24 protein-coding genes are annotated in these 22863 nt (G+C 55.8%); 8 read left to right on the plus strand and 16 right to left on the minus strand.

The genetic code is table 11. From position 1 onward, the window contains the following. Window positions 1–26 precede the first annotated feature (26 nt). Window positions 27–1994, plus strand: a complete 1968-nt coding sequence (locus GPM19_RS06600) for a RecQ family ATP-dependent DNA helicase (RefSeq protein ID WP_160418149.1) — start codon at window positions 27–29, stop codon at window positions 1992–1994. Here the strand turns inward: GPM19_RS06600 and GPM19_RS06605 are convergent. Then, window positions 1988–3349: an erythromycin esterase family protein gene (locus GPM19_RS06605; protein ID WP_160418151.1), complete on the minus strand. Its 1362-nt coding sequence runs from the start codon at window positions 3347–3349 to the stop codon at window positions 1988–1990. The two genes, GPM19_RS06600 and GPM19_RS06605, sit on opposite strands and share 7 nt — an antisense overlap. Next, a complete protein-coding gene (locus GPM19_RS06610) occupies window positions 3346–4014 on the minus strand; it encodes a phosphoribosyltransferase (RefSeq protein ID WP_160418153.1) in 669 nt (222 codons plus the stop codon). Before GPM19_RS06610 ends, GPM19_RS06605 begins: the two co-directional genes overlap by 4 nt. 247 nt (window positions 4015–4261) lie before the next feature. On the opposite strand from GPM19_RS06610, the gene GPM19_RS06615 reads away from it, so the two are divergent. Then, entirely contained in the window at window positions 4262–4900 is a 639-nt protein-coding gene (locus tag GPM19_RS06615; protein ID WP_160418155.1) for a dienelactone hydrolase family protein, read from the plus strand. A gap of 33 nt (window positions 4901–4933) precedes the next feature. Here GPM19_RS06615 and GPM19_RS06620 read toward each other — a convergent pair whose 3' ends face one another. Beyond that, a complete protein-coding gene (locus GPM19_RS06620) occupies window positions 4934–5419 on the minus strand; it encodes a hypothetical protein (RefSeq protein ID WP_160418157.1) in 486 nt (161 codons plus the stop codon). A 298-nt stretch (window positions 5420–5717) separates the two neighbouring features. Here GPM19_RS06620 and GPM19_RS06625 point away from each other — a divergent pair, with 298 nt between their 5' ends. The 5 genes from GPM19_RS06625 to GPM19_RS06645 all read left to right on the plus strand — a co-directional run bounded on the left by GPM19_RS06625 (window position 5718) and on the right by GPM19_RS06645 (window position 8399). Continuing rightward, entirely contained in the window at window positions 5718–5957 is a 240-nt protein-coding gene (locus tag GPM19_RS06625; RefSeq protein WP_160418159.1) for a hypothetical protein, read from the plus strand. A gap of 47 nt (window positions 5958–6004) precedes the next feature. Then, complete coding sequence (locus GPM19_RS06630) at window positions 6005–6553, plus strand: DUF1415 domain-containing protein (RefSeq protein ID WP_160418161.1); 549 nt, start codon at window positions 6005–6007, stop codon at window positions 6551–6553. A gap of 265 nt (window positions 6554–6818) precedes the next feature. After that, entirely contained in the window at window positions 6819–7316 is a 498-nt protein-coding gene (locus tag GPM19_RS06635) for an acyloxyacyl hydrolase (RefSeq protein ID WP_160418162.1), read from the plus strand. Window positions 7317–7443: 127 nt separating this feature from the next. Next, window positions 7444–8007, plus strand: coding sequence for a YqhA family protein (locus GPM19_RS06640; protein WP_160418164.1), 564 nt, complete (start codon window positions 7444–7446; stop codon window positions 8005–8007). A gap of 77 nt (window positions 8008–8084) precedes the next feature. Beyond that, the gene (locus tag GPM19_RS06645) at window positions 8085–8399 is read left to right on the plus strand and encodes a hypothetical protein (protein WP_160418166.1); all 315 of its coding nucleotides are present in this window, start codon (window positions 8085–8087) and stop codon (window positions 8397–8399) included. Window positions 8400–8497: 98 nt separating this feature from the next. Here the strand turns inward: GPM19_RS06645 and GPM19_RS06650 are convergent, their stop codons facing one another. Together GPM19_RS06650 and GPM19_RS06655 are read right to left on the minus strand one after the other, a co-directional pair. After that, window positions 8498–10084 (minus strand): ABC-F family ATPase, encoded by a 1587-nt coding sequence (locus GPM19_RS06650; RefSeq protein ID WP_160418168.1) that lies wholly within the window; start codon window positions 10082–10084, stop codon window positions 8498–8500. A 104-nt stretch (window positions 10085–10188) separates the two neighbouring features. Continuing rightward, window positions 10189–10743 carry a DUF4142 domain-containing protein gene (locus GPM19_RS06655; protein WP_160418170.1) on the minus strand — a complete coding sequence of 185 codons (555 nt, stop codon included), beginning with the start codon at window positions 10741–10743 and terminating at the stop codon, window positions 10189–10191. Window positions 10744–11210: 467 nt separating this feature from the next. Between GPM19_RS06655 and uraD the strand changes: the two genes are divergently transcribed. Next, entirely contained in the window at window positions 11211–11744 is a 534-nt protein-coding gene (uraD, locus tag GPM19_RS06660; protein WP_160418173.1) for a 2-oxo-4-hydroxy-4-carboxy-5-ureidoimidazoline decarboxylase, read from the plus strand. A gap of 280 nt (window positions 11745–12024) precedes the next feature. Here the strand turns inward: uraD and GPM19_RS06665 are convergent, their stop codons facing one another. The 11 genes from GPM19_RS06665 to GPM19_RS06715 form a co-directional block, all read right to left on the minus strand. After that, complete coding sequence (locus GPM19_RS06665; protein ID WP_160418175.1) at window positions 12025–12468, minus strand: protein tyrosine phosphatase family protein; 444 nt, start codon at window positions 12466–12468, stop codon at window positions 12025–12027. Window positions 12469–12551: 83 nt separating this feature from the next. Then, on the minus strand, window positions 12552–13472 hold the full coding sequence (locus GPM19_RS06670; protein ID WP_160418177.1) for a copper resistance protein B: 921 nt from the start codon (window positions 13470–13472) through the stop codon (window positions 12552–12554). Continuing rightward, window positions 13459–15297 (minus strand): copper resistance system multicopper oxidase, encoded by a 1839-nt coding sequence (locus GPM19_RS06675; RefSeq protein ID WP_319928100.1) that lies wholly within the window; start codon window positions 15295–15297, stop codon window positions 13459–13461. The genes GPM19_RS06670 and GPM19_RS06675 overlap by 14 nt, the downstream gene beginning before the upstream one ends. A gap of 259 nt (window positions 15298–15556) precedes the next feature. After that, on the minus strand, window positions 15557–16288 hold the full coding sequence (locus GPM19_RS06680; RefSeq protein ID WP_160418485.1) for a GntR family transcriptional regulator: 732 nt from the start codon (window positions 16286–16288) through the stop codon (window positions 15557–15559). A 119-nt stretch (window positions 16289–16407) separates the two neighbouring features. Then, window positions 16408–17883, minus strand: coding sequence for a pyruvate kinase (gene pyk, locus GPM19_RS06685; RefSeq protein WP_160418179.1), 1476 nt, complete (start codon window positions 17881–17883; stop codon window positions 16408–16410). A gap of 33 nt (window positions 17884–17916) precedes the next feature. Continuing rightward, entirely contained in the window at window positions 17917–18081 is a 165-nt protein-coding gene (locus GPM19_RS06690) for a hypothetical protein (RefSeq protein ID WP_160418181.1), read from the minus strand. Between the two features lie 170 nt (window positions 18082–18251). Further along, the gene (locus GPM19_RS06695) at window positions 18252–18740 is read right to left on the minus strand and encodes an ureidoglycolate lyase (RefSeq protein ID WP_160418183.1); all 489 of its coding nucleotides are present in this window, start codon (window positions 18738–18740) and stop codon (window positions 18252–18254) included. Between the two features lie 40 nt (window positions 18741–18780). Continuing rightward, window positions 18781–19617, minus strand: a complete 837-nt coding sequence (locus GPM19_RS06700; RefSeq protein ID WP_160418185.1) for a bifunctional allantoicase/(S)-ureidoglycine aminohydrolase — start codon at window positions 19615–19617, stop codon at window positions 18781–18783. Between the two features lie 37 nt (window positions 19618–19654). Then, window positions 19655–20578, minus strand: a complete 924-nt coding sequence (gene puuE / locus GPM19_RS06705; protein ID WP_160418187.1) for an allantoinase PuuE — start codon at window positions 20576–20578, stop codon at window positions 19655–19657. 129 nt (window positions 20579–20707) lie between these two features. Beyond that, window positions 20708–21457 (minus strand): GntR family transcriptional regulator, encoded by a 750-nt coding sequence (locus GPM19_RS06710; RefSeq protein WP_160418189.1) that lies wholly within the window; start codon window positions 21455–21457, stop codon window positions 20708–20710. Between the two features lie 150 nt (window positions 21458–21607). Continuing rightward, window positions 21608–22831: a urate hydroxylase PuuD gene (locus tag GPM19_RS06715; protein WP_160418191.1), complete on the minus strand. Its 1224-nt coding sequence runs from the start codon at window positions 22829–22831 to the stop codon at window positions 21608–21610. Between the last annotated feature and the right edge of the window lie 32 nt (window positions 22832–22863).

A 22863-nucleotide genomic window follows, 5' to 3' on the forward strand; every position in this document is an offset into this window, starting at 1 on the left:
AGCATGCCATATGTCAGGAAACTATCATGATCGAGCGCACTCTCCAGCAAGTTTTCGGCTACGACGATTTTCGTCTCGGCCAGCGCCCGGTGATCGAGGCGGTGGTGGCGGGTCGTTCGGCCGCGGCCATCTTTCCCACCGGGTCCGGCAAGTCGCTGTGCTACCAGTTACCCGCCCTGCACCTGCCTCACCTGACGCTGGTGATTTCGCCGCTGCTGGCGCTGATGCAGGATCAACTGGCGTTTCTAGAGCGCCACGGCATTCAGGCGGCGAGTATCGATTCCGCCCAGAGCCGCGAAGAGACCTCCGCGGTGATGAACGGTGTGGAGCGCGGCGATATCCGCATTCTGATGATTTCGGTGGAACGCCTCAAGAACGAGCGGTTTCGCGCCTTTATCTGCCGAGTGCCGATTTCGCTGATGGTGGTCGACGAAGCACACTGCATCTCTGAATGGGGGCACAACTTTCGTCCCGACTATCTCAAACTCCCCGACTACCAGCGTGAATTCGCCATCCCCCAGGCACTATTGCTGACGGCCACCGCCACGCCAAGGGTGATCGAGGATATGCGCAACCGCTTCGCCATCGCGGCTGATGACGTGACCGCCACCGGTTTCTACCGCCCCAATCTGGCTCTGGAAGTAGCCCCGGCACCGGCCAATGCTCGGCCTCGCGCCCTGGTCGAATGGCTGCAGCCCAGGCTGGCCGATGGACCCGCCCCCACCATTGTTTACGTGACCCTGCAGCAGAGCGCCGAACGCCTAGCGGCTTACCTGAGCAAGGCGGGCATTCAGGCGACGGCTTATCACGCGGGGCTTAAAAGCGAGACCCGCCAAGCCATCCAGCAGGATTTCATGCAGGGTCGCTGCCATTGCATCGTGGCGACCATCGCCTTCGGCATGGGCATCGACAAGGCCGACATCCGCCATGTGGTGCATTTCGACCTGCCCAAGTCGATCGAGAACTACAGCCAGGAGATCGGCCGGGCCGGTCGCGACGGCAAACCTTCGACCTGCCTGATGCTGGCCGGTCGCGATACCCTAGGTGTGCTGGAAACCTTCGTTTACGGCGATACCCCGGAGTATCACGCCATTCGTCGCCTGATCGACGAACTCCAAGCCGCAGGGCCGCGCTGGGAGCTTCTGCTCACACCCCTATCGCAACACACCAATATCCGCCCGCTGCCCCTCAAGACCCTGCTGGTGCAGCTGGAACTGCGCGACATCATCGAACCTCACCACGCTTATTTCGCCGACTATCGTTTCAAGTTGCTGGGCGACGCCGATGCCCTGGTGGCGCGTTTCCAGGGCGAGCGCCGGGCGTTCGTTCAGGCGATTCTCGATGCCTCGAAGCGTGCCCGCACCTGGTATGAACTGGATTTTTCCAGCCTGGAAATACTTGGCCGGGAGCGTGGCCTGGATACCGCCAGGCCACGCGTACTTACCGCTCTGGATTACTTCGTCGAGAAGGGCTGGCTTGAGCTACAGAGCCGCCAGTTGACCGAGGTCTATGCGGTATTGAAAACAGACATCGACGCCGAAGCACTCGGCCAGGAACTGCACGGCTATTTTCACGACAAGGAAGCCGCGGAAATCACCCGGTTGCACGCCATGCTGGCGCTGTTCGAAAGTGATAGCTGCCTCAGCCGCCGCCTGGCCGAGTGGTTCGGTGACGACCGCGCCCCGATGCACTGCGGTCATTGCTCAGCCTGTCGTGGCCGGCCCGCGCACTTGCCTGCCGAGGCGCCTTCAGCGGCGCTGGAAGCTCAACAGCTTACCGCGCTACTCAGTGAGTTTCGCATTCAGCTTGAACAGCGCGGCGATAGCCATCCCGCCACGCCGGATCTGCTGGCCCGCTTTCTATGCGGGATCACCACGCCGCTGTTCACCCGCATGAAAGCCAGACAGTTACCCGGCTTCGCCGCCCTGGAAGGCCATTCCTACGCTGACGTTCGCCGCCAGCTTGCTCAGGCATTATCCAGCGGCGTTCAGTAGCCGGTGGGATAGGTATCAGCGGGTTCGTTGTCCGCGGCACGCGGTACCTCCGTCAACGCCTCAAGTGCATGGGTCTTGTCGATATGCAGGATGAAATCGTATTGCTGTGACAAGGTACTGTGAAAATAATGACTCTGACGCTCGGTTTCCGGACGATAGATCACCCCGATAGCGCGATGCAGACGAGGTGTTTCCAGCGCCGCCGTTGCCGCATTACGCTTGCGCAGGTCGAGCAGGAAGCGCTCGTATTTTACTTGGTGGAACAGCCGCTCATAGCTGTCTTCCAGCGGTTCGCGTACGCTTTTATGCTCACCGGCTCCATCCCAATCGGTAGCAGCAGTGACCTCACCGGTCGCAGTGGAAAAGCCCACCAGCAAAGCATTTTCGGCATACTTTTCGCGGGCCAGCTGGCCGATATTGAATTCCCCCCAACGGCCCATGTCAGTAACCGCGGCATTACCAATATGCGAATTATGCGCCCAGACCACGATACCTGCAGGCCGGTCCAACTTCTCACTGAGATGCGCCTGCAAGGCTTCCAGCGTCTCGAACATATGCCCATCGCGCAGATTCCAGGAGCTGACTCGGCCTTGGAACATGGAGCGGTAATATTCTTCGGCATTGAGTACCACCTTGGCATTCTGCTCGACACAGAAGCGATGCTCTTCTTCAATCTGATGTTCGCCTTTCAGGCGCGGCAGGATCTGATGCTGCAACTCAACCAACTGGTCGATGATTTCCTGTTCGCACGACAGGGTCAGTCCCAGCTCGACCGACCTGCCGTAGCGATGCGGCTCATCGAGAAACTGATCCAGACAGGCATAGCGATCACGGGCACGCTTTGCGGCAGGCGGGTCATGCTTGTCAAGATAGTCGAGCACCGCATGAACCGAATTGCCCATGCTGTATAAATCGAGCCCATAAAAGCCAACCGGGCGCTCGCCTTGGCTGAAGGTGGTGCTGCGTGCTTCATTGAACGAGGCTAGCCAGCGCACGAAATCACGTACCTCGGTATTGGCCCACATCCATACCGGAAAACGCTTGAAGGTGTTGAGCGCTTCTTCAGCGCGACTTGCCGAAGAAACGTTCCATACATAGCGGTTGACGGCATAGGCATCCGGCCAGTCGGCCTCCACCGCGACTGCTGCGAATCCTTCTTCCTCGATCAGGCGGCGGGTTATTTCCGCACGGATCCGATAGAACTCCTGGGTACCGTGCGAAGCTTCGCCGATCATGACGAACCGCTTGCCCCGTGCCGCCTCGACAATGGCATCATAGTCTTCAGCCGTGCCCTTGAGTTCCAGCGCATTTTCCTCGATTGCCTGCACGGCACGCTTGTCATCATCACGTTTCATACCTGCCCCTCCTGGGTGTCTTGCCCCGCTTGCTTGTGCTGACGCAGAAGCTCGATTACCTCGCTATCCGTGACTTGGGGAAAGTTGACATACCAACGCCCTACCCCGCCAAAATCGTCAAGCTGATGCGGACATACCACTCGGTCCACCTGACCCTCGAGCCTGCGACAAGTGTCCAGGGCGGCCACGGGAGCGGCGACCACAATTTCGCCGGCGGCGCCATGGTGCGCGGAAGCAATCGCGGCTTCCATGCTGGCGCCGGTTGCCAAGCCATCATCAACCAGAATTACTGTCATGCCCGTCAGATCGAGTGCGGGTGCCTCGCCGCGATACAGCCTGTCACGGCGTTCAAGCTCGGCTTTCTCTCGCTCCGCCACCTTCTCGACCTGTTCGGGAGTCAACCTGAGCGCTTCAATGACCTCTTGATGAAGCACACGATGATCACCGGGTGCGATGGCCCCCATAGCAAACTCTTCATGACCGGGCACCCCGAGTTTTCGCACCAGCATCAGATCCATCGGTAAACTCAATTCACGGCTTACCTCGGCTGCAATCGGCACGCCACCGCGGGGTAAGGCCAGCAAAATGGTGTTGTCACGCTCAGCATAGTCCGCTAACGCCGTGGCCAGCTCGGCACCGGCATGAATACGATCAGTAAAAATCATTTTGGCTACTCCTTGCCCGCTTGGTAATAGACTGATTTATAGCTTTTTTAATCCATAACGAAGCTGAATAATTAACAGAAAATAAAGATGAAAACGTTTTATTAAAAAAACAAGTACTCACAGGTATAGCTAATCATATCGATTGTTCAAACTGGACAAGCAGTGGCCACCTGCCTTTCTCTCGACTAACGTTCTCTCTAATTAACTTTCAAAACGTCAATACCCAACGTCTGCCAAGGAGGCCACCATGCAACGCAATGAGGCACAAACGGTAAAACTGATGCTGGATGATCAGCCCCATGAAGGTATTCTTGCCCTGCCCTCCGCCTGCGCGGGCCTGGTGATATTCGCCCACGGCAGCGGCAGCAGCCGTTTGAGTGGACGCAATAATTTCGTGGCCCAGGTATTGCAGGATTCGGGCTTCGCCACTCTGCTTTTCGATCTGCTCACCGAAGAGGAAGATCGCATATTCGAAAACCGCTTCGATATCGACCTACTGGCTCGGCGTTTGATACAGGCATCACAATGGGCCAGTCGAGAATCCTCGCTATCGAATCTTCCGCAGGGTTATTTCGGTGCCAGTACCGGAGCAGCCGCTGCCTTGAAGGCAGCGGCTCAACAAGGCGACATGATTCGTGCGGTGGTTTCCCGAGGAGGACGCCCCGACTTGGCGGAAGAGAAATTACCCGACGTCGAGGCACCTACCCTTTTGATCGTAGGTGGCCACGACCCTGTGGTCATTGACCTCAACAAGGAGGCGCGTTCACGCATGAAAGCTACCTGCGAAATTGAGATTGTCCCGGGTGCCACTCACCTTTTCGAAGAGGCAGGCACTCTGGAAAAAGCCTCCCAGCTAGCCACTCAATGGTTTGAACGCTGGCTTTAAAAACTGGACGAAGAAAAGACGCAGGAAGACCGGCTATCTGAGAGTATCTTGCAGGTCTTCCAGGATGCCGCAGGCATTACGTTTCTGTTGAACGAACTGATTAAGTAAAGCGCGCAACTCTGGGGTGCTGCAGGTATTAAGTATAAGTTCATGGAATTGCCAAGAGTTGTAAGCTGCCGCCAGTACCTGAACCAGCGTCAACCACGCCATGTCATCATCGACCACGAAGAAATGCTGCCGACGAAGTTCCGCCAAGTGATCTGCTCTTATCTCACTATTGGCCATGAAATCTTCCGCTAGGTACATACTTTCGGCAGTGCATCTCAGGCTAGCTACTCGGTTTTCGCATTCGACACCCAAGGCCACCATCAACCGGCTAACACATGGTTTGATGGGTAGAAAGCTTAGGGCAAACCCACGGTAGCGGTGCATTTCCTCGATTTCGTGAGCCCCGATCAAAGCAAGCTGTTCTCCGGGCAAGCACGTGAGAAAAGCTATATCGGCTGTGGCCTTTGACATGGTGATAACACCTCCTGATGTGTTGGAAAGGAAGCCTTCTTCCAAGTGCTTCTCCAATTCAGCGTAGGTGAGGAGATCCGTTTTCCCCATGACATGGATCAAGTTTTAAAAATTTTCAAAGACAGACACTAAAAATTCATTTTTCCTAATGCTTGGCGGCCCTTGCTACCCATTGGCACTATGGGATTTCATGTTAAACTCAGCCTTATGCTTGTCCTTCCTGAGATTGTCAGCTGACCTTTGGCCATCCCAGCCTTTCGCTGCCACCTTCCTTGAAAGCACTCCTTTGAGAACCCGAATGAACTCTGACAAAAAGCTGGAAAACAGCAACTTGAGCCAAGCGATCGTGCAAGACGCTAAAAGCGTAAACGTGACTATTTATCGTAGTGATGAAGATGCCGAATGGAGTCTGGAAATCGTTGATGAATACGGAAATTCCGAGGTATGGGATAATACCTTCCCCACGGATCGCGCTGCCCTTGAGGAAGCCAGAACGGCTATTCATGAAGAAGGCATTGATGCCTTTATCGGCAGATAACGTAGCCGGCCTACCCCGTATCATTGTCAAAGGCTAGAGAGTCAGTTATGCAACTATCCGACAGCACTATCACTCAACAAACCATGAACTGGGTGAAACGATTTATTGTAGAGCTTAATATTTGCCCTTTTGCAAAGCGGGAAGTGGAAAAAGAGTCCCTGAGACTCTGCGTTGTTCGCTCCAAGAAAATTGAAGTAGCGCTCGAAGAGTTGATGATGGAAATTCAGTGGCTGGATTCTCACAAGGAAACTGAAACGACACTATTGATATTTCCCACCTTGTTCAGAGACTTTCATCATTACCTGGATTTCGTCGATCTGGCAGAAGCCATGATGACTGAGCAAGGATATGAAGGTATCTATCAATTGGCGACATTTCATCCAGATTACTGTTTTGCCGAGACAGAGCCAATGGATGTCTCCAACTATACCAATCGCTCACCTTACCCAATGCTGCACCTTCTCAGAGAGGCGAGCCTGGATAAAGCCATCGATGCTTATGGAGACACCTCCGCCATACCCGATAAAAACATACAAAAAATGCAGACGATGGGCAAAGCTAGCGTGGAAAACTTGTTACAAAGCTGCTTAAAATGAATGCCTTGAAAAACCGTCAAGCTCAGTTCGGGTGCCTACGACCTTCGACGATAGCCAGTACATTTCGATGAGCTCGCCAAGGTAGGCAGAGAAACCTACTGCTGACATCTGAGATGGCCTTTACGTCTTTTTCTTTGCAGAATAAGCTCAAGCGTCTAGCCTCCTTGATAACGTCAGCGGCAAAAAATGCCCGGAGGCATTACCCTCTACCTTGTAGTTCTTGCATCGTACAGCGGCTCACATACCCAACCAAAAAGGCACACGGATGTTTCGAAAACTAACTTTATGGCTTGTAACCACGCTGTCGATGCTCCTCGGAAGCCACTCGGTAATGGCGGATATCTCCATAGCCGCTGGTGTTACCAGCGAGTCCACCGCCTCACTTCACATCGAAGCTGACCGTTTGTTCTCACTGGAACGCTGGCACCCCCAGCTCGACCTTCGGCTGAGCACCGGTTTACTATTGCTACCTGGTGACGATGAACGGGATAATGCCGCCTGGCTGCTAACGCCGGCGCTACGCTACACATTTTCCGGAAAGTCACAGGTCTTTGTGGAAGGGGGAATTGGTGCCGCGGTGTTTCTGAACACCCGCATGGAGTCACGCCAGCTCAGTACCGCCTTTCAGTTCCAGGATCGCCTGGCCGTAGGCATGCCCGCTGGCAATGGAGAATTGGCGTTGAGCCTGTCGCATTATTCCAATGCCGGAATCAAAAAGCCCAATGATGGTTTCGAGATGGTGACGCTAGGCTATCGCTGGTAGCCCTGAACCTTTATACATAGACCAGACTTAACCAGGCAATGAGGCTGTGCCGTTGCACTGATTGATAATATTTCACCGAAACATTCACAAAAACATTCACAGAAACAATGGAACCAAAGGAAGTACGATGGTATCTGAGCATGAAACAGCCGAGCCTGGCAAACGGTTAAACCGGCAAGACAAATGGGAGAAACATTTCGAGCGTTTGCTCTGGAGTTCACGTTTTCTGGTCATGCTGGCGGTTATCCCGAGTCTTCTGGGTGCATTGGTACTTTTTATTATAGGCACCTTTGATATTTTCAAGGTTGTCGCCAATGCAGTCCTATATTACACCGGCGCTAACGTCGGGGACATTCACGACACAGTAGTGACAGACATTATCGTGGCCGTTGATATTTATTTGATAGCGATCGTATTGTTAATTTTTGGCTTAGGCGTTTACCGGTTATTTGTGTCTCAAATAGAACAGTCGGAACAGCATGCTAAAAACCACCCCTTTAATGTTCAATCATTCGATCAGCTAAAAGATAAAATTGTTCGCGTCGTGATACTGGCGGTAATCATTGAATTCTTCCGCGCCGTGGTGGACATTCAATTCACGACACCGCTTGACGCTATTTATTTGGCAGTCTCGGCACTCGCCCTGGCAGCCGCTCTTTACTTGATGAGCCTGGCGCATCAATCGGAATAAAAAACCGATCACGCACTGTTTCGACTACACATTATTTCTATATTTAATTGATTAAAAAATCACTAATTGGAGGTCTCATGGAGACAGAATTAAGCGAATTTGAAACTAACATGAAGCGTGAAATTGACTCTTTCATGAACCCGGATCAACGCCGCCAGTCGACGCCACCCCGCTCTTCAGCGCCTTCTCAAGAGCGGCAATCAGGCAAGGGTTACAAGACCGGACATCTGGTGAAGCTCGCCGTGCGTACCAAGCGACTTGCGCTGGACACGGTGTTCGAGCATCAATCCTCAAGCATTTCCAGGCTGGAAGCGCAGATGGAAGCCGAGAAGGCCGCCAAAAAAGCCGGCTATCCCATCATCGGCCATCTGGTGGATATTCAACGCTTATAAAAAAACCGAGGGACAGCCCTCGGTTTTTTTTGCTCGGTTCTTGTACCCTATTTCTTGGCTGCGCGGCTGCTATCTATTCTTTACACCCACTATCTACATCAGACCACGCCCTGACTGCGCAGATAGTCATCGTAGCTACCGCTGAAGTCGACGATACCGTCGTTACTCATGTCGAACACCCGAGTGGCAAGCGATGAAACGAATTCACGATCATGGCTGACGAAAATCAGCGTGCCGGGATAATTTTCCAGTGCCAGGTTAAGCGCCTCGATGGATTCCATGTCGAGGTGATTGGTTGGCTCGTCCATCAGCAAAACGTTGGGCTGAGTAAGCGTCAACTTACCGAACAGCATACGGCCCTGCTCACCCCCTGAAATGACCTTTACCGACTTGTCGATATCGTCGCTGGAAAACAGCATCCGCCCTAGCGCACCGCGCACTACCTGCTCGCCGCCCTGGGTCCACTGGGCCATCCATTCGAACAAGGTGGCATCGAAGGCGAAGTCATCCCCATGCTCCTGGGCGAAAACACCCAGGTCGGCGCTATCGGTCCACTTCACTGCCCCTGCATCAGGATGAAGCTCCCCGGCCAAGGTCTTGAGCAGCGTGGTCTTGCCGATACCGTTGGGGCCGATAATGGCGATGCGCTCGCCCGCCTCCACGGTCATGGAAAGCCGCTCGAACAAGGGAGTGTCGTTGTAACCCTTGGTGATGGCCTCAACATTGACCGCATTGCGATGAATCTTCTTGGCCTGGTCGAAACGGATAAAAGGGCTCACCCGGCTTGAGGGCTTGATATCCTCGAGCTTGATCTTGTCGATCTGGCGGGCACGCGAGGTGGCCTGCTTGGCCTTGGAGGCGTTGGCCGAGAAGCGGCTGACGAACTGTTGCAGTTCGGCGATCTGGGCTTTTTTCTTGTTGTTATCCGAATGTTGACGTTCACGCACGGCGGTGGCCGCGGTCATGTAGTCATCGTAGTTACCGGGGAACAGGGTGATCTCGCCGTAGTCCAGGTCCGCCATGTGGGTGCAGACGCTGTTGAGAAAGTGGCGATCGTGGGAAATGATGATCATGGTGCTGCTGCGTGCCTTGAGCATGTCTTCCAGCCAACGGATGGTATTGATATCCAGGTGGTTGGTCGGCTCGTCGAGCAGCAATACATCCGGGTCGGAGAATAGCGCCTGAGCCAGCAGTACCCGCAGTTTCCAGCCCGGCGACACCTCGCTCATGGGGCCGAAATGCTGCTCGATGGGAATCCCCAGGCCGAGCAGCAACTCACCGGCACGCGACTCGGCAGTATAGCCGTCGAGTTCGGCAAAGCGAACCTCCAGGTCAGCGACCGCCATGCCGTCGTCCTCGCTCATTTCCGGCAGCGAATAGATGCGCTCACGTTCCGCCGCCACCTGCCACAGCTCGGCGTTGCCCATGATCACGGTGTCGATGACACGCATTGACTCGAACGCGAACTGATCCTGGCGCAGCTTGCCCAGCCGTGCACTGGAATCCACCATCACCTGCCCGGAAGTCGGCTCCAAGTCATCACCAAGAATCTTCATGAAGGTCGATTTGCCGCAGCCGTTGGCCCCGATCAGGCCATAGCGATTACCGTTGCCGAACTTGACGGAGACGTTTTCAAACAGGGGCTTGGCCCCGAACTGCATAGTGATATTGGCGGTTGCGATCACGTAATGGTCCAGTCGTAGTGCAAAAGTTCGCTATTTTACGCGCTATCAGCCCCGCATTCACCCCACAACCCAAGGTTTAACCGGCGTGTCTCAAAAGCATGCGTTCACGTTTCAGCCTCACGGTCACCAGCCTGTTGATTTTGCTGAATCAAGGCCAGGTGCTGGCGCAGAGTGTCATGGGTTGCCTTAACGTGACGGGCATACTCGGATACTTCCCCTTCACCGGGAAGGTTGCGTTCTAGAAGCTCAAGTGCGTCAAGGTGCAGCCGTTCCTGATAGCGCAGGTAGGCGGCTTCGAACTCAGCCCCTTCCTGCTGTTTAAGCTCCTCGAAGGCTTGTGTATCGCGCATACGGGTTCCCGAAACGACGCTGGCGTCTTCCTCTTCAACCTCCATCAACCTTTCGTAGAGACGCTTGTGGTCTGTTTGCAGGGTGTCGGTCAACTCGAGGATGGCGTCCCGTTCAGCCCGGTCTTCGGCGAGTGCGGTCAGCTCGACCTGATGTTGATGCAACTCACGCAGCGCGGCCTTCACCTCTTCCTGGCGCTGCTCCTGTCTGGTTAGTGGCTGCTGACCTTCGGAAGCCTGCGCCTGTGCCAACGCCGACCAAAACGTCAGCGCACTGATCACGATTAACCCTAGCAGTAGAAACTGTTTCATCGTTGCTCTCCTGAAATTCATCCACTTCAACGCCTATTTTTACGGTAGACCAAAACATCGCGTTTTGGCGGCTGATTACCCGATGAGCAGAGGATAAAAGCAGCTGATAAAGTTATTCTAGGAATCCAAACCTTGGATTTAGCTCGCGGCACAAGGCATTATTTTCTAGCCCAAGGCCATTGAAGCTGACGACTCACCTGAAATACCGTCGCTCGCGTTACCGCCCAGCACTCGAGGTTATTTATCTAGGGATGCTCTTGGTATTCGGGTCGAAGCCTAACGTCAACGCCATGTCCCGCACCGGCCCAAAGGCTATCGACTCATCGAACACCTGCCTCTTAACTATCACAATCAAGTACGTGTCTAGACCTCAGAAGGTTTGTTGCGAAAGTAGTGTTGTATAAAGTACTGTCACTTTATATTATTGTATACAATAACTACAGACAATACATACAAAGGAAAGAATAATGTCTAACATCCTACCCTCTCCTCGTCCTAGCGAACTGGAATTGGATGCCTTCCTGGCTCAGTACGGGGATATTTTTGAGCACTCGCCTTGGGTGGCCGAAGGCGCTTGGAAACAGGGCCTTACGACACAGCATGATGATCCGGATGTTTTGGCGGACAGCATGGGGGCCATCCTGCAGCAAGCCGATATCGATCAGCAGATTGCCGTGATTCGTGCCCACCCTGATCTGGCGGGAAAAGCAGCGCTGGCAGGTGAGCTGACTCAAGACTCCACACGTGAACAAGCCGGGGCGGGGTTGGACCAATGCACCGCCGCTGAATTCGAACGCTTTCAGAACCTGAACCAGGCCTATCAGGACAAGTTCGGTTTTCCGTTCGTGATCGCGGTAAAGGGGCTTGATCGGCACGCTATTCTGGATGCTTTCGAAAAACGTCTCGAAAACGACCTGGCCACCGAACGCCGCACGGCAATCGAACAGATCATCAAGATTGCGCGCTTCCGCCTGCATGCACGTACGGGCGAGACACAGTAAAGACTCGCGAAACGGCTAGACGCCCGTCAGCGTATGGGCTGGCCGAACCTGGGGGTCGATCGGCGGCACGGCGTTAACCCCCGATCGTTAATGCGCCGGAAGTGGCCATCCTTGGGTATCCAAGGCATCGATGAAGCCGGTCTGGGACGGCGCCGCCTTCCTGGCGGAGGTGCTGAGCGATATCCGGCGGTTGTTGCTGTAACAGAGTCGGTTTAAGTAACGCTACGTTAACGGCGCCTTCGGGCGCCGTTTCTGATCGGGGTGGTATTGATATTCGTGCTCACCGGCGTGACAAGCTATTCTGCTCGGCGTAACGGTGCAAATCATCCTTCAGGGGATCCAGGTCGTGGCCAGCAGCCTGGGATGCCTTCATCAAGTCCATGATCGGGCATTCAGGGGCTTGAGAATAGGCCCAAAGATGCGACACCCGCTTGCCGGTGCGGCAAAAACCCACTATGGGTTCGGGCGATGACTGCAGCACCTCGGAAAACGCATCAATGTCCTGCTGCGAGTACTCTCCGGGCTTGACCGGTATCTCGCGCCAGACCATGCCCAAGGATTCCGCTTTCTCTTTAAGCGCCTGCATATCCGGCTGATCCTCGGTTTCTCCGCGCGGTCGGTTGGAAATGATGGTGCGATAACCCTCTTTTGCCAAGGTATCGATATCCTCGTAACTGGGCTGAGCCATTACGCTGAGCCGTTCATCGAGCGGCTTGATGTCCATATAACTCTCCCATTCGTTGAATAGTTCGTTTTTGTTCAGGTACCTGGCGCCAGTCCAGCCCATTGACTGGCCACTTGCCCTGCTCAAAACGCAAAGCGCAATCCCGCCAGCACCATCCATTGTTCGGTCTTGTCTCCCGCCGCCGCCGCGATGTCTTCAGTCTCGCCCAAGAGGAACTGATAGCGTACGCCAATGTAAGGGGCAAATTCGCGTTTGACTTCATAGCGCAGGCGCATATCCAAGTCGCCACTGGTCATGCCGGACCCGAGATTGCGCTCAGGCACGTCCTGAGCCGCAAACCCCAGTCCCACACGCGGCTGAAGCACCAGACGCTGAGCGATACGCAAATCGTACTCTCCTTCGACTTCCACCGTCAGATCGCCGTCCTCGGAGACATACAGGGAGTTATCGAGTTCGAACTGGTAAGGTGCCAGCCCTTGCAACCCGAGCACATACGACCAACGATCTCCATAATCATCGGGCGTCCATTCGTTGGCGTACTGTACGCCGGTCTGAATACTCCAGAAGGGTGTAAAAAGACGCGAATAGAGGAAATCGTTCTCGCTTTCACCTTCGTCAGGGCCATCGAAAATCACCTCACCCTCGGTCTTCCACCAGAATTTGTTGATATCGCCACCAAACCAGACATCGGCTTCCCAGCCTAAATGGTCGGGGACGTCGTCATCCGTTACGCGATATTCAAACTGATCGAAGCGCACGAACCCAAACCATTGGTCGTCGACCACCGGGTCGGGGAAGCTTGCGGGCGGATCGCTCTCGGCATAGTTGAATACCTCGTCCAGCGTCATGCCTTCGGGTAGCGGCGGAACGTCGAGATCAGGCGGCGGCGTGTCCTGGTGGTGCTGCGCCGATTGCTGATGGTCTGGCTGATTCGCGGTGCTCGGCATATTTTCCATTTTCTGCTTACCCTGTCCCATCGCAGGGCTGGAAAGCAGAATAGCAACGGCCATCATCGCCGCTGTGAGGCGTTTAGGCATCGGCATCGATCGATCCTCCTTGCAGCGAACGGACAACAGCCACTGTGCGAAACATGCCGGCTTCCATGTGGTAGAGCAGATGACAGTGGAAGGCCCACTGTCCTGGCGCATCGGCGGTAATATCCACGGTCAGCAGTTCCGCCGGCTGAACATTAACCGTATGTTTGCGCGGGTTGGTGTCGAGGTTGCCGCCGGCATACAGATCCATCCACATGCCATGCAGATGGATCGGGTGACTCATCATGGTGTCGTTGATCATATTGATGCGCAGCCGTTCACCGTACTGGAACCGGATCATGTCCGACTCCGACCATTTCTTGCCGTCGAAGCCCCAGATGAACTGGTGCATGTTGCCGGTCAGGTGCAGGTAGAACTCGCGGGTCGGTGGGCGCCTGAGCGGAGGGCGTTCGCGGGCTCGCAGTTGGCTGTAGGTCAGCACACGCCAGCCGTCATCACCAAGGCCCGCCCCAGGGTAGTCCAGGCGTCGATAGGCGGTCTGAGCCATGGTGATACTCGCCGGACCATGGCCGTCGGGCCCGTGCTTGACGCGACTTATCAGATTTTCGGTGGGCAACCCGCCTTCAGCCTGCCGGTCCTTCGGCATCTGCATGCTTTCGTGCTCACCGCGACTCATACCCTCCATGCCTTGCATACCGCCGTTCATCATCATGCCCATGTCGGCCATGGTCAGCATGGGCCGGCGTCGCCGCTCGGGAATGGCAGCAGCCATGCCGTCCCGTGGGGCCAGGGTCCCGCGGGCATAGCCGCTACGATCCATGGTTTCGGCAAACAGCGTGTAAGCCTGATCATCCGGCAGGGTGACCACCACATCGTAGGTCTCGGCGACCGCGATCCGGAACTCATCTGTTTCGACGGGTTTGATATTCTGGCCGTCAGCCTGAACCATGGTCATGGGCAGGCCCGGAATGCGAACATCATAGAAGGTCTGAGCGGAGGCATTGACGATGCGCAGCCGAACCTTCTGGCCCGGCTGGGCCAGAAAAATCGGGTTCTCGTCGGCTGCCTTGCCATTCATGAGAAAGGTATAAGTGGCCCCCGTGACGTCGGCAATATCGGTCGGGTCCATCCGCATCCCTTGCCATGCCAGTCGTTTGTCGATGACCTCCCCCAGCGACATGCCCGTCGCCCGCATCTGGTCATCGATATTCGCCAGCGTCGGCCGCTGGAAATTGTAATAGCCCTCTATGGTTTTAAGATTCCGAAACACGCTATGCGGGTCTTCAAACGTCCAATCCGATAGGACAACCGTATACTCGACGTCGTAATCCACCGGATCGGTTTGGGCGGGCTCGATGATAAGTTGCCCGTAGTGACCGCGCTGTTCCTGAAAGCCGGAATGGCTGTGATACCAGTAGGTGCCGTTCTGTCGCACCGGGAAGCGATAGGTGAAGGTTTCGCCTGCGGGAATGCCGGCAAAGCTGATACCCGGCACACCGTCCATATCGAAGGGTAGAAGAATGCCGTGCCAGTGGATCGAGGTCGCTTCATGCAGGCGGTTGTGGACGCGAATCAGTGCATCCCTGCCTTCTGTCATGCGAATGACAGGTCCGGGGATCGAGCCGTTGATGGTGATCGCCCGACCGATGCGGCCACCGACCAGCAGATCCTGGTTTTCGAGGTAGAGATCGATGCCTTCCTCTGCGGTAGCATCAAGTTGGCCAAAATTTCCAGCGCGAGCCACATCGACATCCGCTGCCCAGGCCGGGCGGTTTAGTAACAGGTAACCGGCCAATGCCGACGAACCTGTCGTGACGAGAAATCTGCGTCGCGTGATCAACCTTGACCCGATAAAACGGCATTGGTCTGTCACTAGTACCTCCTTGTACTCTGTCTTGTATTCTGTCTTGTCCCGACGGCGGCGGACCCAGCGGGAAGCTTTTCCTGAAGGTATTCTCGAAAGCTGGAACTGTCCAGTACAAGTACGTTCCTGTTTATTGCTTGTGCCTGCCTCATAGGGTCACAGAAATCAGGCATCCCTCTTAACTTTTATTTCATGCAATACAATTGTTTATCGGCACAAGATGCCAATAAACCTCAAGATAAACCCCAGATCTTGGCAGAACGATAAATCAAGCCTGGGCTGATTTACCGCCCAGAATGGCCATCAGATCGGTATCCGCCGCTCTAGGCGAGAGATCGAGCAGGGCTTCCAGGCTGTAAAGATGGTCATGTACGCAACGTCGAGCCGCTTCGGCATCACCGCGAGCCAGATGCGTCAGCAGTTGGGCATGGTCGCCTTCCAGATAACAGGAAGCCAGGCTGGGGCGCTTATAAAGGGCGATAACGATAGAGGTGCGTAACACCAGATCGGTCAGCATGGTGCCCAAGATACGGTTGGAGGCATGCTCGGCAAGCAGGTGATGAATGGTCAGTGAGTGCTCGATGCGAGCGGGTTCGTCTCGTCGGTCATAGGCCTGTTTTTCAGCGGTGACTTGTTGCTCCAACGCCGCCATGGTGGTGGCGTCGAGTTTACCGGCCTGCAGTGCCGCAATTTCACCCTCGATCAACCGGCGTGCCGAAAACGTCTCGCGGGTTTCTTCGATAGTGGGTGCCCGAACGCGAGCGACCTGATTGGGGCGCTGATTGATGACATATTCCGCAGCCAGCCGTGTCAGTGCCTTGCGCACCACGGAACGGCTGACGCCGAACACCTCGCCCAGGGTGATTTCGGGCAATTTGGTGTTCGGCGGCAGGCGCTGCATCAGTACCGCCGCTCGGATATGTTCAACGATGTCTTGATCGCTGACACGCCCACCCTCTTTGGGTTTGCTCAGACGTTTGTTGTGCCAGCCGAGGTTCATGGTGACGCTCTCCAGATGATCCTCATCGAACTCTCGCATGTTTACCCCCGACTGGCCACCTAACAACAACACTTACATTCACAGAGGCACTATTGCTCACAAGTGCCCTTGAATGGCGTTTAGCTGCGCTGATGTTCGGGCTTCACATCCAGTATTTTCATGGTGTTAGTACCGCCATGGGCATTCATGTGATCGCCCCGTGTAAGAATGACGTGATCATTCGGAGCGGCGACCCCATGAGTGACCAGCAGCTCCAATGCCCGATCATTGAGTTCTTCCGCCTTAATTTCCGTGGTGTCGAATGCCAGCGAGACCACCCCGCGATACAGCGCCATACGTCGCTGAGCAATCGCGCTATGTGCCAGGCCGACGATGGGCAGACCGGAATGAATGCGCGAGGCGATCAGCGCCGTGAAACCGCTGGACGTCATACAGGCGATAGCGGCGACACCTTCCAGGTGGTTGGCGGCGTACATGGCGGAAAGCGCTACGGTTTCATCGATTCTCGAGAAACCCTGATGAATGCGATGACCGGATTCCTGGGCACTGCGCTCGCGCTCGGCGCCCAGGCACAGGCGGTCCATCGCTTCGACGGTTTCCACAGGAAAGTCGCCGGCGGCGGTTTCCGCGGAGAGCATCACCGCATCGGTGCCATCGAGCACCGCGTTGGCGACATCGAAAACCTCGGCCCGCGTGGGCAGCGGCGCGCTGATCATCGACTCCATCATCTGGGTGGCGGTGATCACCACACGGTTGAGGCTGCGCGCGCGCTTGATCATGCGTTTTTGCACCCCGATCAACTGGGCATCGCCGATTTCTACGCCCAGATCACCCCGCGCCACCATGACCGCCTCGGAGGCCTTGATGATACCGTCCAGGGTTTCATCGTCGGCCACCGCTTCGGCACGTTCGACCTTGGCGATCAAACCAATTTCCTTGCCGGCTTCACCCAGCAGTTGGCGCGCTTCCTGCATATCCGCGGCACTGCGCGGAAAAGACACCGCCAAGTAGTCGACACCGATCTCGATGGCGGTTTTGAGGTCTTGTTTGTCCTTGTCGGTAAGCGCTGCCGCGGATAAGCCGCCGCCCTGCTTGTTGATGCCCTTGTTGTTGGAAAGCTTGCCGCCGACGATAACCTGGGTATGAACCTCCTTGCCCTGAATGTCGCTGACTTCGAGTACCAGGCGGCCATCGTCAAGCAGCAGGCGGTCACCGACGCTGACATCATCCGCCAGCGTCTTGTAGTCACAACCCACACGTGTGGCGTCGCCGGCATTGCCATCCAGTAACATGTCGAGTACGAAGGGCTGACCTTCTTCAAGCACAACGGCACCGTCCTTGAAGCGAGCGATACGAATCTTGGGGCCTTGCAGGTCGGCCAGGGCCGCCACACTTCTGCCTAGGCGCTGGGCGATTTCACGTACTTCGCTCAGCCGACGCCGATGATCGTCAGCCGAGCCATGCGAAAAGTTGAGCCGAACCACATCCACACCTGCACGCAGCATGCTTTCCAGCACGCCGTCACGGTCGCTGGCGGGGCCTAGGGTGGCAACGATTTTGGTGCGACGAATCGGGATATAAGCGTTAGGTTTCATGCTGGCCTCGGGAGAACAAGAATGGCTCGAAAATCATTGACTCAAGTCGTCAATGGCGGCAAAAAAGCTGTAAGCATCATTACGCGCCAGATAACCCGTGCTGACAACTGCAAGGCGTCGGCATGCTTCCAGCAGCCGGGACCGATCAAGGCCCCGCACCTTATCAGTAAGGGCTGCTGAGCGAAAAAGGGCGTTCATCGGCAGACTCCTCAGGCAAGGGCCAGGGGCAAACAGGAAAAAAGAAGAAAGTTACTGGCCGACTTCATTATCCGCCAGTTTTTCCAGAGCACGCAGGATGCCCGCATGATCCCAATCGGCAAGTGTCGCATCCAGGATGCCGCGCTTGGCGGTTACCAGGGATTGATGCCCTATTCAATCTCTACCTTGATAGTCAGCGGATACTCAAGGCAATTGTTGCCTTCTCCGCCACGGTCCACCACCAAGAATCGCCCTTCTCTCTCCAGCACCGACTGGATGGCATGCCAGGTACCGGCATGGTAATTAACCCCCTGGCGGCCATCAGTCACAAAGGCGTGCACCTCCTGGGTATCGATCGTTTCGCCTTTTGGCGCCACCACGATCACGAAGCGCTCTTCATGCAGCGGCATGAAAGCCTGGCTGCCCAGTGGATGGCATTCGAGAAAATCCAGCGTCAGGGGCATCTCGACCGGCTGGCTGACGAAGATATTGATCAGGGTGCGCGCCTCTTCACCCAGCGTTTCGACAGGCGCCAGGTCATGATAACGACGCGTACGCCCGGCATTGATAGGAAAATAATCCGCTGTGCGCGTATCGATCACATCGCCAAAAGGCGCAAAGGCCTCCGGCGTCAATGGCTGTGCTTTCAATTCCAGCATGGGTGGCTCCTGTCTACGTATCGGTGGCTTTATTGGCGACTTAGGGCGGTCCCACGCCACCCAGCTTCATGTGGCGGTTAACGTCCTTGTAGAGCAGGTAGCGAAACGGCCCGGGACCACCGGCATAACAGGCTTGCGGGCAGAAAGCGCGCAACCACATGAAGTCGCCGGCCTCGACCTCCACCCAGTCCTGATTCAGGTGATAGACCGCCTTGCCTTCGAGCACGTAAAGCCCGTGCTCCATGACATGGGTTTCGTCGAAGGGAATAACCCCACCAGGCTGGAAGGTGACGATATTGACATGCATGTCGTAGCGGACGTCTTCCGGGTCGACGAAGCGCGTGGTCACCCACTTTTCATCGGTACCCGGCATGGCCGTCGGTTCAATGTCGTTTTCATTGGTGACGAATGCCGCCGGTACCTCTATGCCTTCGACCCGCTCATAAGCCTTGCGCACCCAGTGAAAACGTACCGACTCTTCAGACCGGTTATGCGCCTGCCAGCTTGTTCCCGGGGGAAGAAAGGCATAACCGCCGGGCTGCATCAGGTGGGTTTCCCCTGCCAGGGTGAGGGTCAGTTCGCCTTCGACGATGAACAGCACGCCTTCCGCCGTCGGGTCGGGCTCAGGCTTGTCGCTGCCACCCTCAGGAGCCACTTCCATGATGTACTGGGAAAACGTTTCGGCAAACCCGGACAGCGGACGAGACAGCACCCACAAGCGGGTCTTGTCCCAGAACGGCAAGTTGCTGGTCACGATGTCGCGCATGACCCCCTTGGGGATCACTGCATAGGCTTCAGTAAACACGGCGCGATCCGACAGCAGCTGTGTCTGGGGCGGATGACCGCCTTGGGGAGCGTAATAGTTGCGCTTGGCCATCATCTTCCTTTCCGTTCATTATTAGAAAAGCATTACGTCAGAGAGCGGGATGGTGCTCGGCCCAATGACGGGCGATATCCACACGTCGCGTCACCCAGACACGCTCATGAGCCTCGATATGATCGAGAAAACGCTGTAACGCGCGGAAGCGACCCGGGCGGCCGATCAACCGGCAATGCAAGCCGATGGAAAGCATCTTGGGTGCTTCTTCGCCTTCGGCGTACAGGACGTCGAAAGCATCGCGCAGATAACTGAAGAAGTGATCAGCGGTATTGAAGCCCTGTGGCGAGGCAAAACGCATGTCGTTGGAGTCCAGCGTATAAGGCACCACCAGATGGGAGTGCGTCCGGCCCTGGCTGTCCTTTTCCCGCGTCCAGAACGGCAGGTCATCCCCGTAATAGTCGCTGTCATACAAAAATCCGCCCTGGTCGAGTACCAGGCGACGCGTATTGGGGCTATCGCGGCCGGTATACCAACCCAGCGGCTTCTCGCCGTACAGGTTCTGGAACACCTCGATGGCACGCTGCATGTGTTGGCGCTCCACCGCTTCCGGCACTTCCTGATAGTTGATCCAGCGATAGCCGTGACAAGCGATCTCGTGACCCAACTCCTTGAAGGCATGCGCCACCTCGGGATTACGTTCCAGGGCCATGGCCACACCGAAGATGGTCAACGGCAAGCCGCGCCGTTCGAACTCGCGCAACACACGCCACACCCCGGCCCGTGAGCCATACTCATAGATGGATTCCATGCTCAGGTGACGGTCGGGGAAGGCGGGCGCCCCCAGTATCTCTGAAAGGAATTGCTCGGAACCGCTATCGCCGTGCAGCACCGAATTCTCTGCGCCTTCTTCATAATTCAGCACGAACTGCACGGCAATTTTCGCCTTGCCAGGCCAGTTAGCATGAGGGGGAGTGCGGCCATAGCCGACCAGGTCACGGGGGTAATCGGGCGAATGCATGAGGTAAGTTCCTTGCCGGTATGCGCTTTGAGAAATTCTACCGAATGCTTTGTATACAACAAGAAGATAAACTGTACTCAAATAACCTGCAAGTTTACACGTAAGGATTGTTGACGTTGGGCAGGGTCATCAAGAGTTCATGCCGAATATCTGATGCAGGTCGGGCGCTACCGCTTCTTCTTCGATGATGGAAAGCGAGGCCTCGATTTCCTTGAGATGATGATTCATGAACGTCCTGGCTTTTTCACCGTCGCCTTCGGCCAGGTAGTCGATCAGATCGTCATGGTCATGCGACTCACAGCCCAGATGCCCGGCGCTCCCGTAAACCGCGAGAATCAACGATGAACGCGAACAGAGCTGGCCGACGAATGCCGCCAGGGTAGCGTTACCGGAAAGTTGTGCCAGGCGCTCATGAAATGCCGCAGACAGCTTGATCGCCGTGCTCTGCTCACCGGTTTTGAGCGCTTCACGCTCGCGCTTGGCCATCTCGCGCAATTCGCTCACGTCCTGTTCGGTGATACGCCGCGCCACCTCCGGCATCAAGCCGCACTCGACCATTTGCCGGGCGGCGAAGACATCCCGCGCCTCACTGGCCGTCGGCCGTGTGACACTGGCGCCACGCCGGGGAGTAAGGGTTACCAGTTGCTCCAGCGCCAGGCGCTGCAGGATCTTGCGTATGCCCGTGCGACTGATATTGAAGACTTCTGTCAGGGCGTCTTCTCGCAACCTGGCTCCCGGGCGCAGCTGTTGTTCGATGATGGCATCGCTGATCGATCGATAGATCACTTCATGACGCTCGGTGCCATCGCCGTTCTTGCCCAGACGTCTAGGGCGCGCCTTGTTTTCTGCGCCATCCACCAAGTTGTTTTTCTGCTCCATGCCAGGACTCCTTGTATGCCTTATTCAACCATCATTGTATACGCATTGTAGGATGACTATCACCGTGCGTCATTTGACGAAAAAATAGCCGCCTCGAAAACGCACACAGCCCGCCATGAGGCGGGCTGTGTGGCAGCGACTCCAGAGACGTCAACGCTTGGACGATGACTCCGCCCAGGCTTGAATCACGGCACGTTCTTCCTCCGTCATGTTCGTCATGTTACCAAGCGGCATATAGCCACTCTCGACGACTTGTTGAATCTTGTCTTTCTGAAGGAAAATCTGCTCAATATTATCGTACGCCAAACCGGCTGGAGGCGCCGAGAAACCCGGCTGTGTCGGCGATTGTGAGTGGCAGGCAACACAATGCTGATCAATCAACGCCTTTACTTCCGTGATGTCCGGCCCACTTCCCGCCGCTTGGGCGCCAGAGGGCGCCGAGCTACTCGCCGGCATACCCGCCCAGAAAGCCACTAGAATCAGGACGACACCGACTATCGGATAGGCAGGCTGTATCTTGCCCTGGTGCATCAATACAAAGTACTGACGAATCAAGGCACCGGCAAAGATGAACAACGTCATCAGCACCCAGGCATGCTCATGGGAATAAGCGAAGGAGTAGTGGTTGCTGATCATCAGCAACACGACCGGCAAGGTGAAATAGGTATTATGTACCGAGCGCTGCTTGCCACGCTTGCCGTCAAGCGGGTTGGGCGTTTCGCCCGCCTTCATCGCCTTTACCATGCGACGTTGACCAGGAATGATCCAGAAGAACACATTGGCCGACATGGCGGTCGCCATCACGGCGCCGGTCAACAGGAAGGCGGCGCGTCCGGAGAACATCTGGGTGCTCAGGTAGGCCACCACCACCATCATGATCGCCACCGCGATACTCAAGAGGCCGTCACGTTCCATGTTCGGGCTGATACGTTTGCAGAGTTCGTTGTAAACGACCCAGCCCAGCAGCAGGAACGTCAATGCCAGAAGATTTGCCTGCCACCCCGTCAGGTTGGCGGCCCATTCCCAGTCACTGCCGGGGTTTACCAGATAGAAGCCCGGATTGACCATGTACAGGATGACGAACAGCGCGAAACCGGTTAACCAGGTGGTGTAAGCCTTCCAGAACGACCAGTGCAGGTCGTTAGGCAGCTTGGCAGGCGCGGTGGCGTACTTTTGATTGTGATAGAACCCCCCACCGTGAACCGCCCACATCTCGCCGAAGACGCCTTTTTCACGGTCTTCAGCGGCCTTGGGGGGTCTCAAGCCGTTATCCAACATCACAAAATAGATGGACTCGCCAATCCAGGCGATTGCCGCGATGACGTGTAGCCAGCGCAGCATGAAATTAGCAAATTCAATGAAATAGGCCTGCATGAGGGGAACCTCACCTCGTTTGATTATTGTTG

It is taken from the genome of Vreelandella zhuhanensis, assembly GCF_009793355.1.
Taxonomy (GTDB): domain Bacteria; phylum Pseudomonadota; class Gammaproteobacteria; order Pseudomonadales; family Halomonadaceae; genus Vreelandella; species Vreelandella zhuhanensis.

Bases quoted from the DNA above. Each gene is read 5' to 3' on its own strand.
- GPM19_RS06600 (WP_160418149.1), top strand. From the start codon at position 27: ATGATCGAGCGCACTCTCCAGCAAGTTTTCGGCTACGACGATTTTCGT.
- GPM19_RS06605 (WP_160418151.1), bottom strand. From the start codon at position 3,349: ATGAAACGTGATGATGACAAGCGTGCCGTGCAGGCAATCGAGGAAAAT.
- GPM19_RS06610 (WP_160418153.1), bottom strand. From the start codon at position 4,014: ATGATTTTTACTGATCGTATTCATGCCGGTGCCGAGCTGGCCACGGCG.
- GPM19_RS06615 (WP_160418155.1), top strand. From the start codon at position 4,262: ATGCAACGCAATGAGGCACAAACGGTAAAACTGATGCTGGATGATCAG.
- GPM19_RS06620 (WP_160418157.1), bottom strand. From the start codon at position 5,419: ATGTCAAAGGCCACAGCCGATATAGCTTTTCTCACGTGCTTGCCCGGA.
- GPM19_RS06625 (WP_160418159.1), top strand. From the start codon at position 5,718: ATGAACTCTGACAAAAAGCTGGAAAACAGCAACTTGAGCCAAGCGATC.
- GPM19_RS06630 (WP_160418161.1), top strand. From the start codon at position 6,005: ATGCAACTATCCGACAGCACTATCACTCAACAAACCATGAACTGGGTG.
- GPM19_RS06635 (WP_160418162.1), top strand. From the start codon at position 6,819: ATGTTTCGAAAACTAACTTTATGGCTTGTAACCACGCTGTCGATGCTC.
- GPM19_RS06640 (WP_160418164.1), top strand. From the start codon at position 7,444: ATGGTATCTGAGCATGAAACAGCCGAGCCTGGCAAACGGTTAAACCGG.
- GPM19_RS06645 (WP_160418166.1), top strand. From the start codon at position 8,085: ATGGAGACAGAATTAAGCGAATTTGAAACTAACATGAAGCGTGAAATT.
- GPM19_RS06655 (WP_160418170.1), bottom strand. From the start codon at position 10,743: ATGAAACAGTTTCTACTGCTAGGGTTAATCGTGATCAGTGCGCTGACG.
- uraD (WP_160418173.1), top strand. From the start codon at position 11,211: ATGTCTAACATCCTACCCTCTCCTCGTCCTAGCGAACTGGAATTGGAT.
- GPM19_RS06665 (WP_160418175.1), bottom strand. From the start codon at position 12,468: ATGGACATCAAGCCGCTCGATGAACGGCTCAGCGTAATGGCTCAGCCC.
- GPM19_RS06670 (WP_160418177.1), bottom strand. From the start codon at position 13,472: ATGCCGATGCCTAAACGCCTCACAGCGGCGATGATGGCCGTTGCTATT.
- GPM19_RS06680 (WP_160418485.1), bottom strand. From the start codon at position 16,288: ATGAACCTCGGCTGGCACAACAAACGTCTGAGCAAACCCAAAGAGGGT.
- pyk (WP_160418179.1), bottom strand. From the start codon at position 17,883: ATGAAACCTAACGCTTATATCCCGATTCGTCGCACCAAAATCGTTGCC.
- GPM19_RS06690 (WP_160418181.1), bottom strand. From the start codon at position 18,081: ATGAACGCCCTTTTTCGCTCAGCAGCCCTTACTGATAAGGTGCGGGGC.
- GPM19_RS06695 (WP_160418183.1), bottom strand. From the start codon at position 18,740: ATGCTGGAATTGAAAGCACAGCCATTGACGCCGGAGGCCTTTGCGCCT.
- GPM19_RS06700 (WP_160418185.1), bottom strand. From the start codon at position 19,617: ATGGCCAAGCGCAACTATTACGCTCCCCAAGGCGGTCATCCGCCCCAG.
- puuE (WP_160418187.1), bottom strand. From the start codon at position 20,578: ATGCATTCGCCCGATTACCCCCGTGACCTGGTCGGCTATGGCCGCACT.
- GPM19_RS06710 (WP_160418189.1), bottom strand. From the start codon at position 21,457: ATGGAGCAGAAAAACAACTTGGTGGATGGCGCAGAAAACAAGGCGCGC.
- GPM19_RS06715 (WP_160418191.1), bottom strand. From the start codon at position 22,831: ATGCAGGCCTATTTCATTGAATTTGCTAATTTCATGCTGCGCTGGCTA.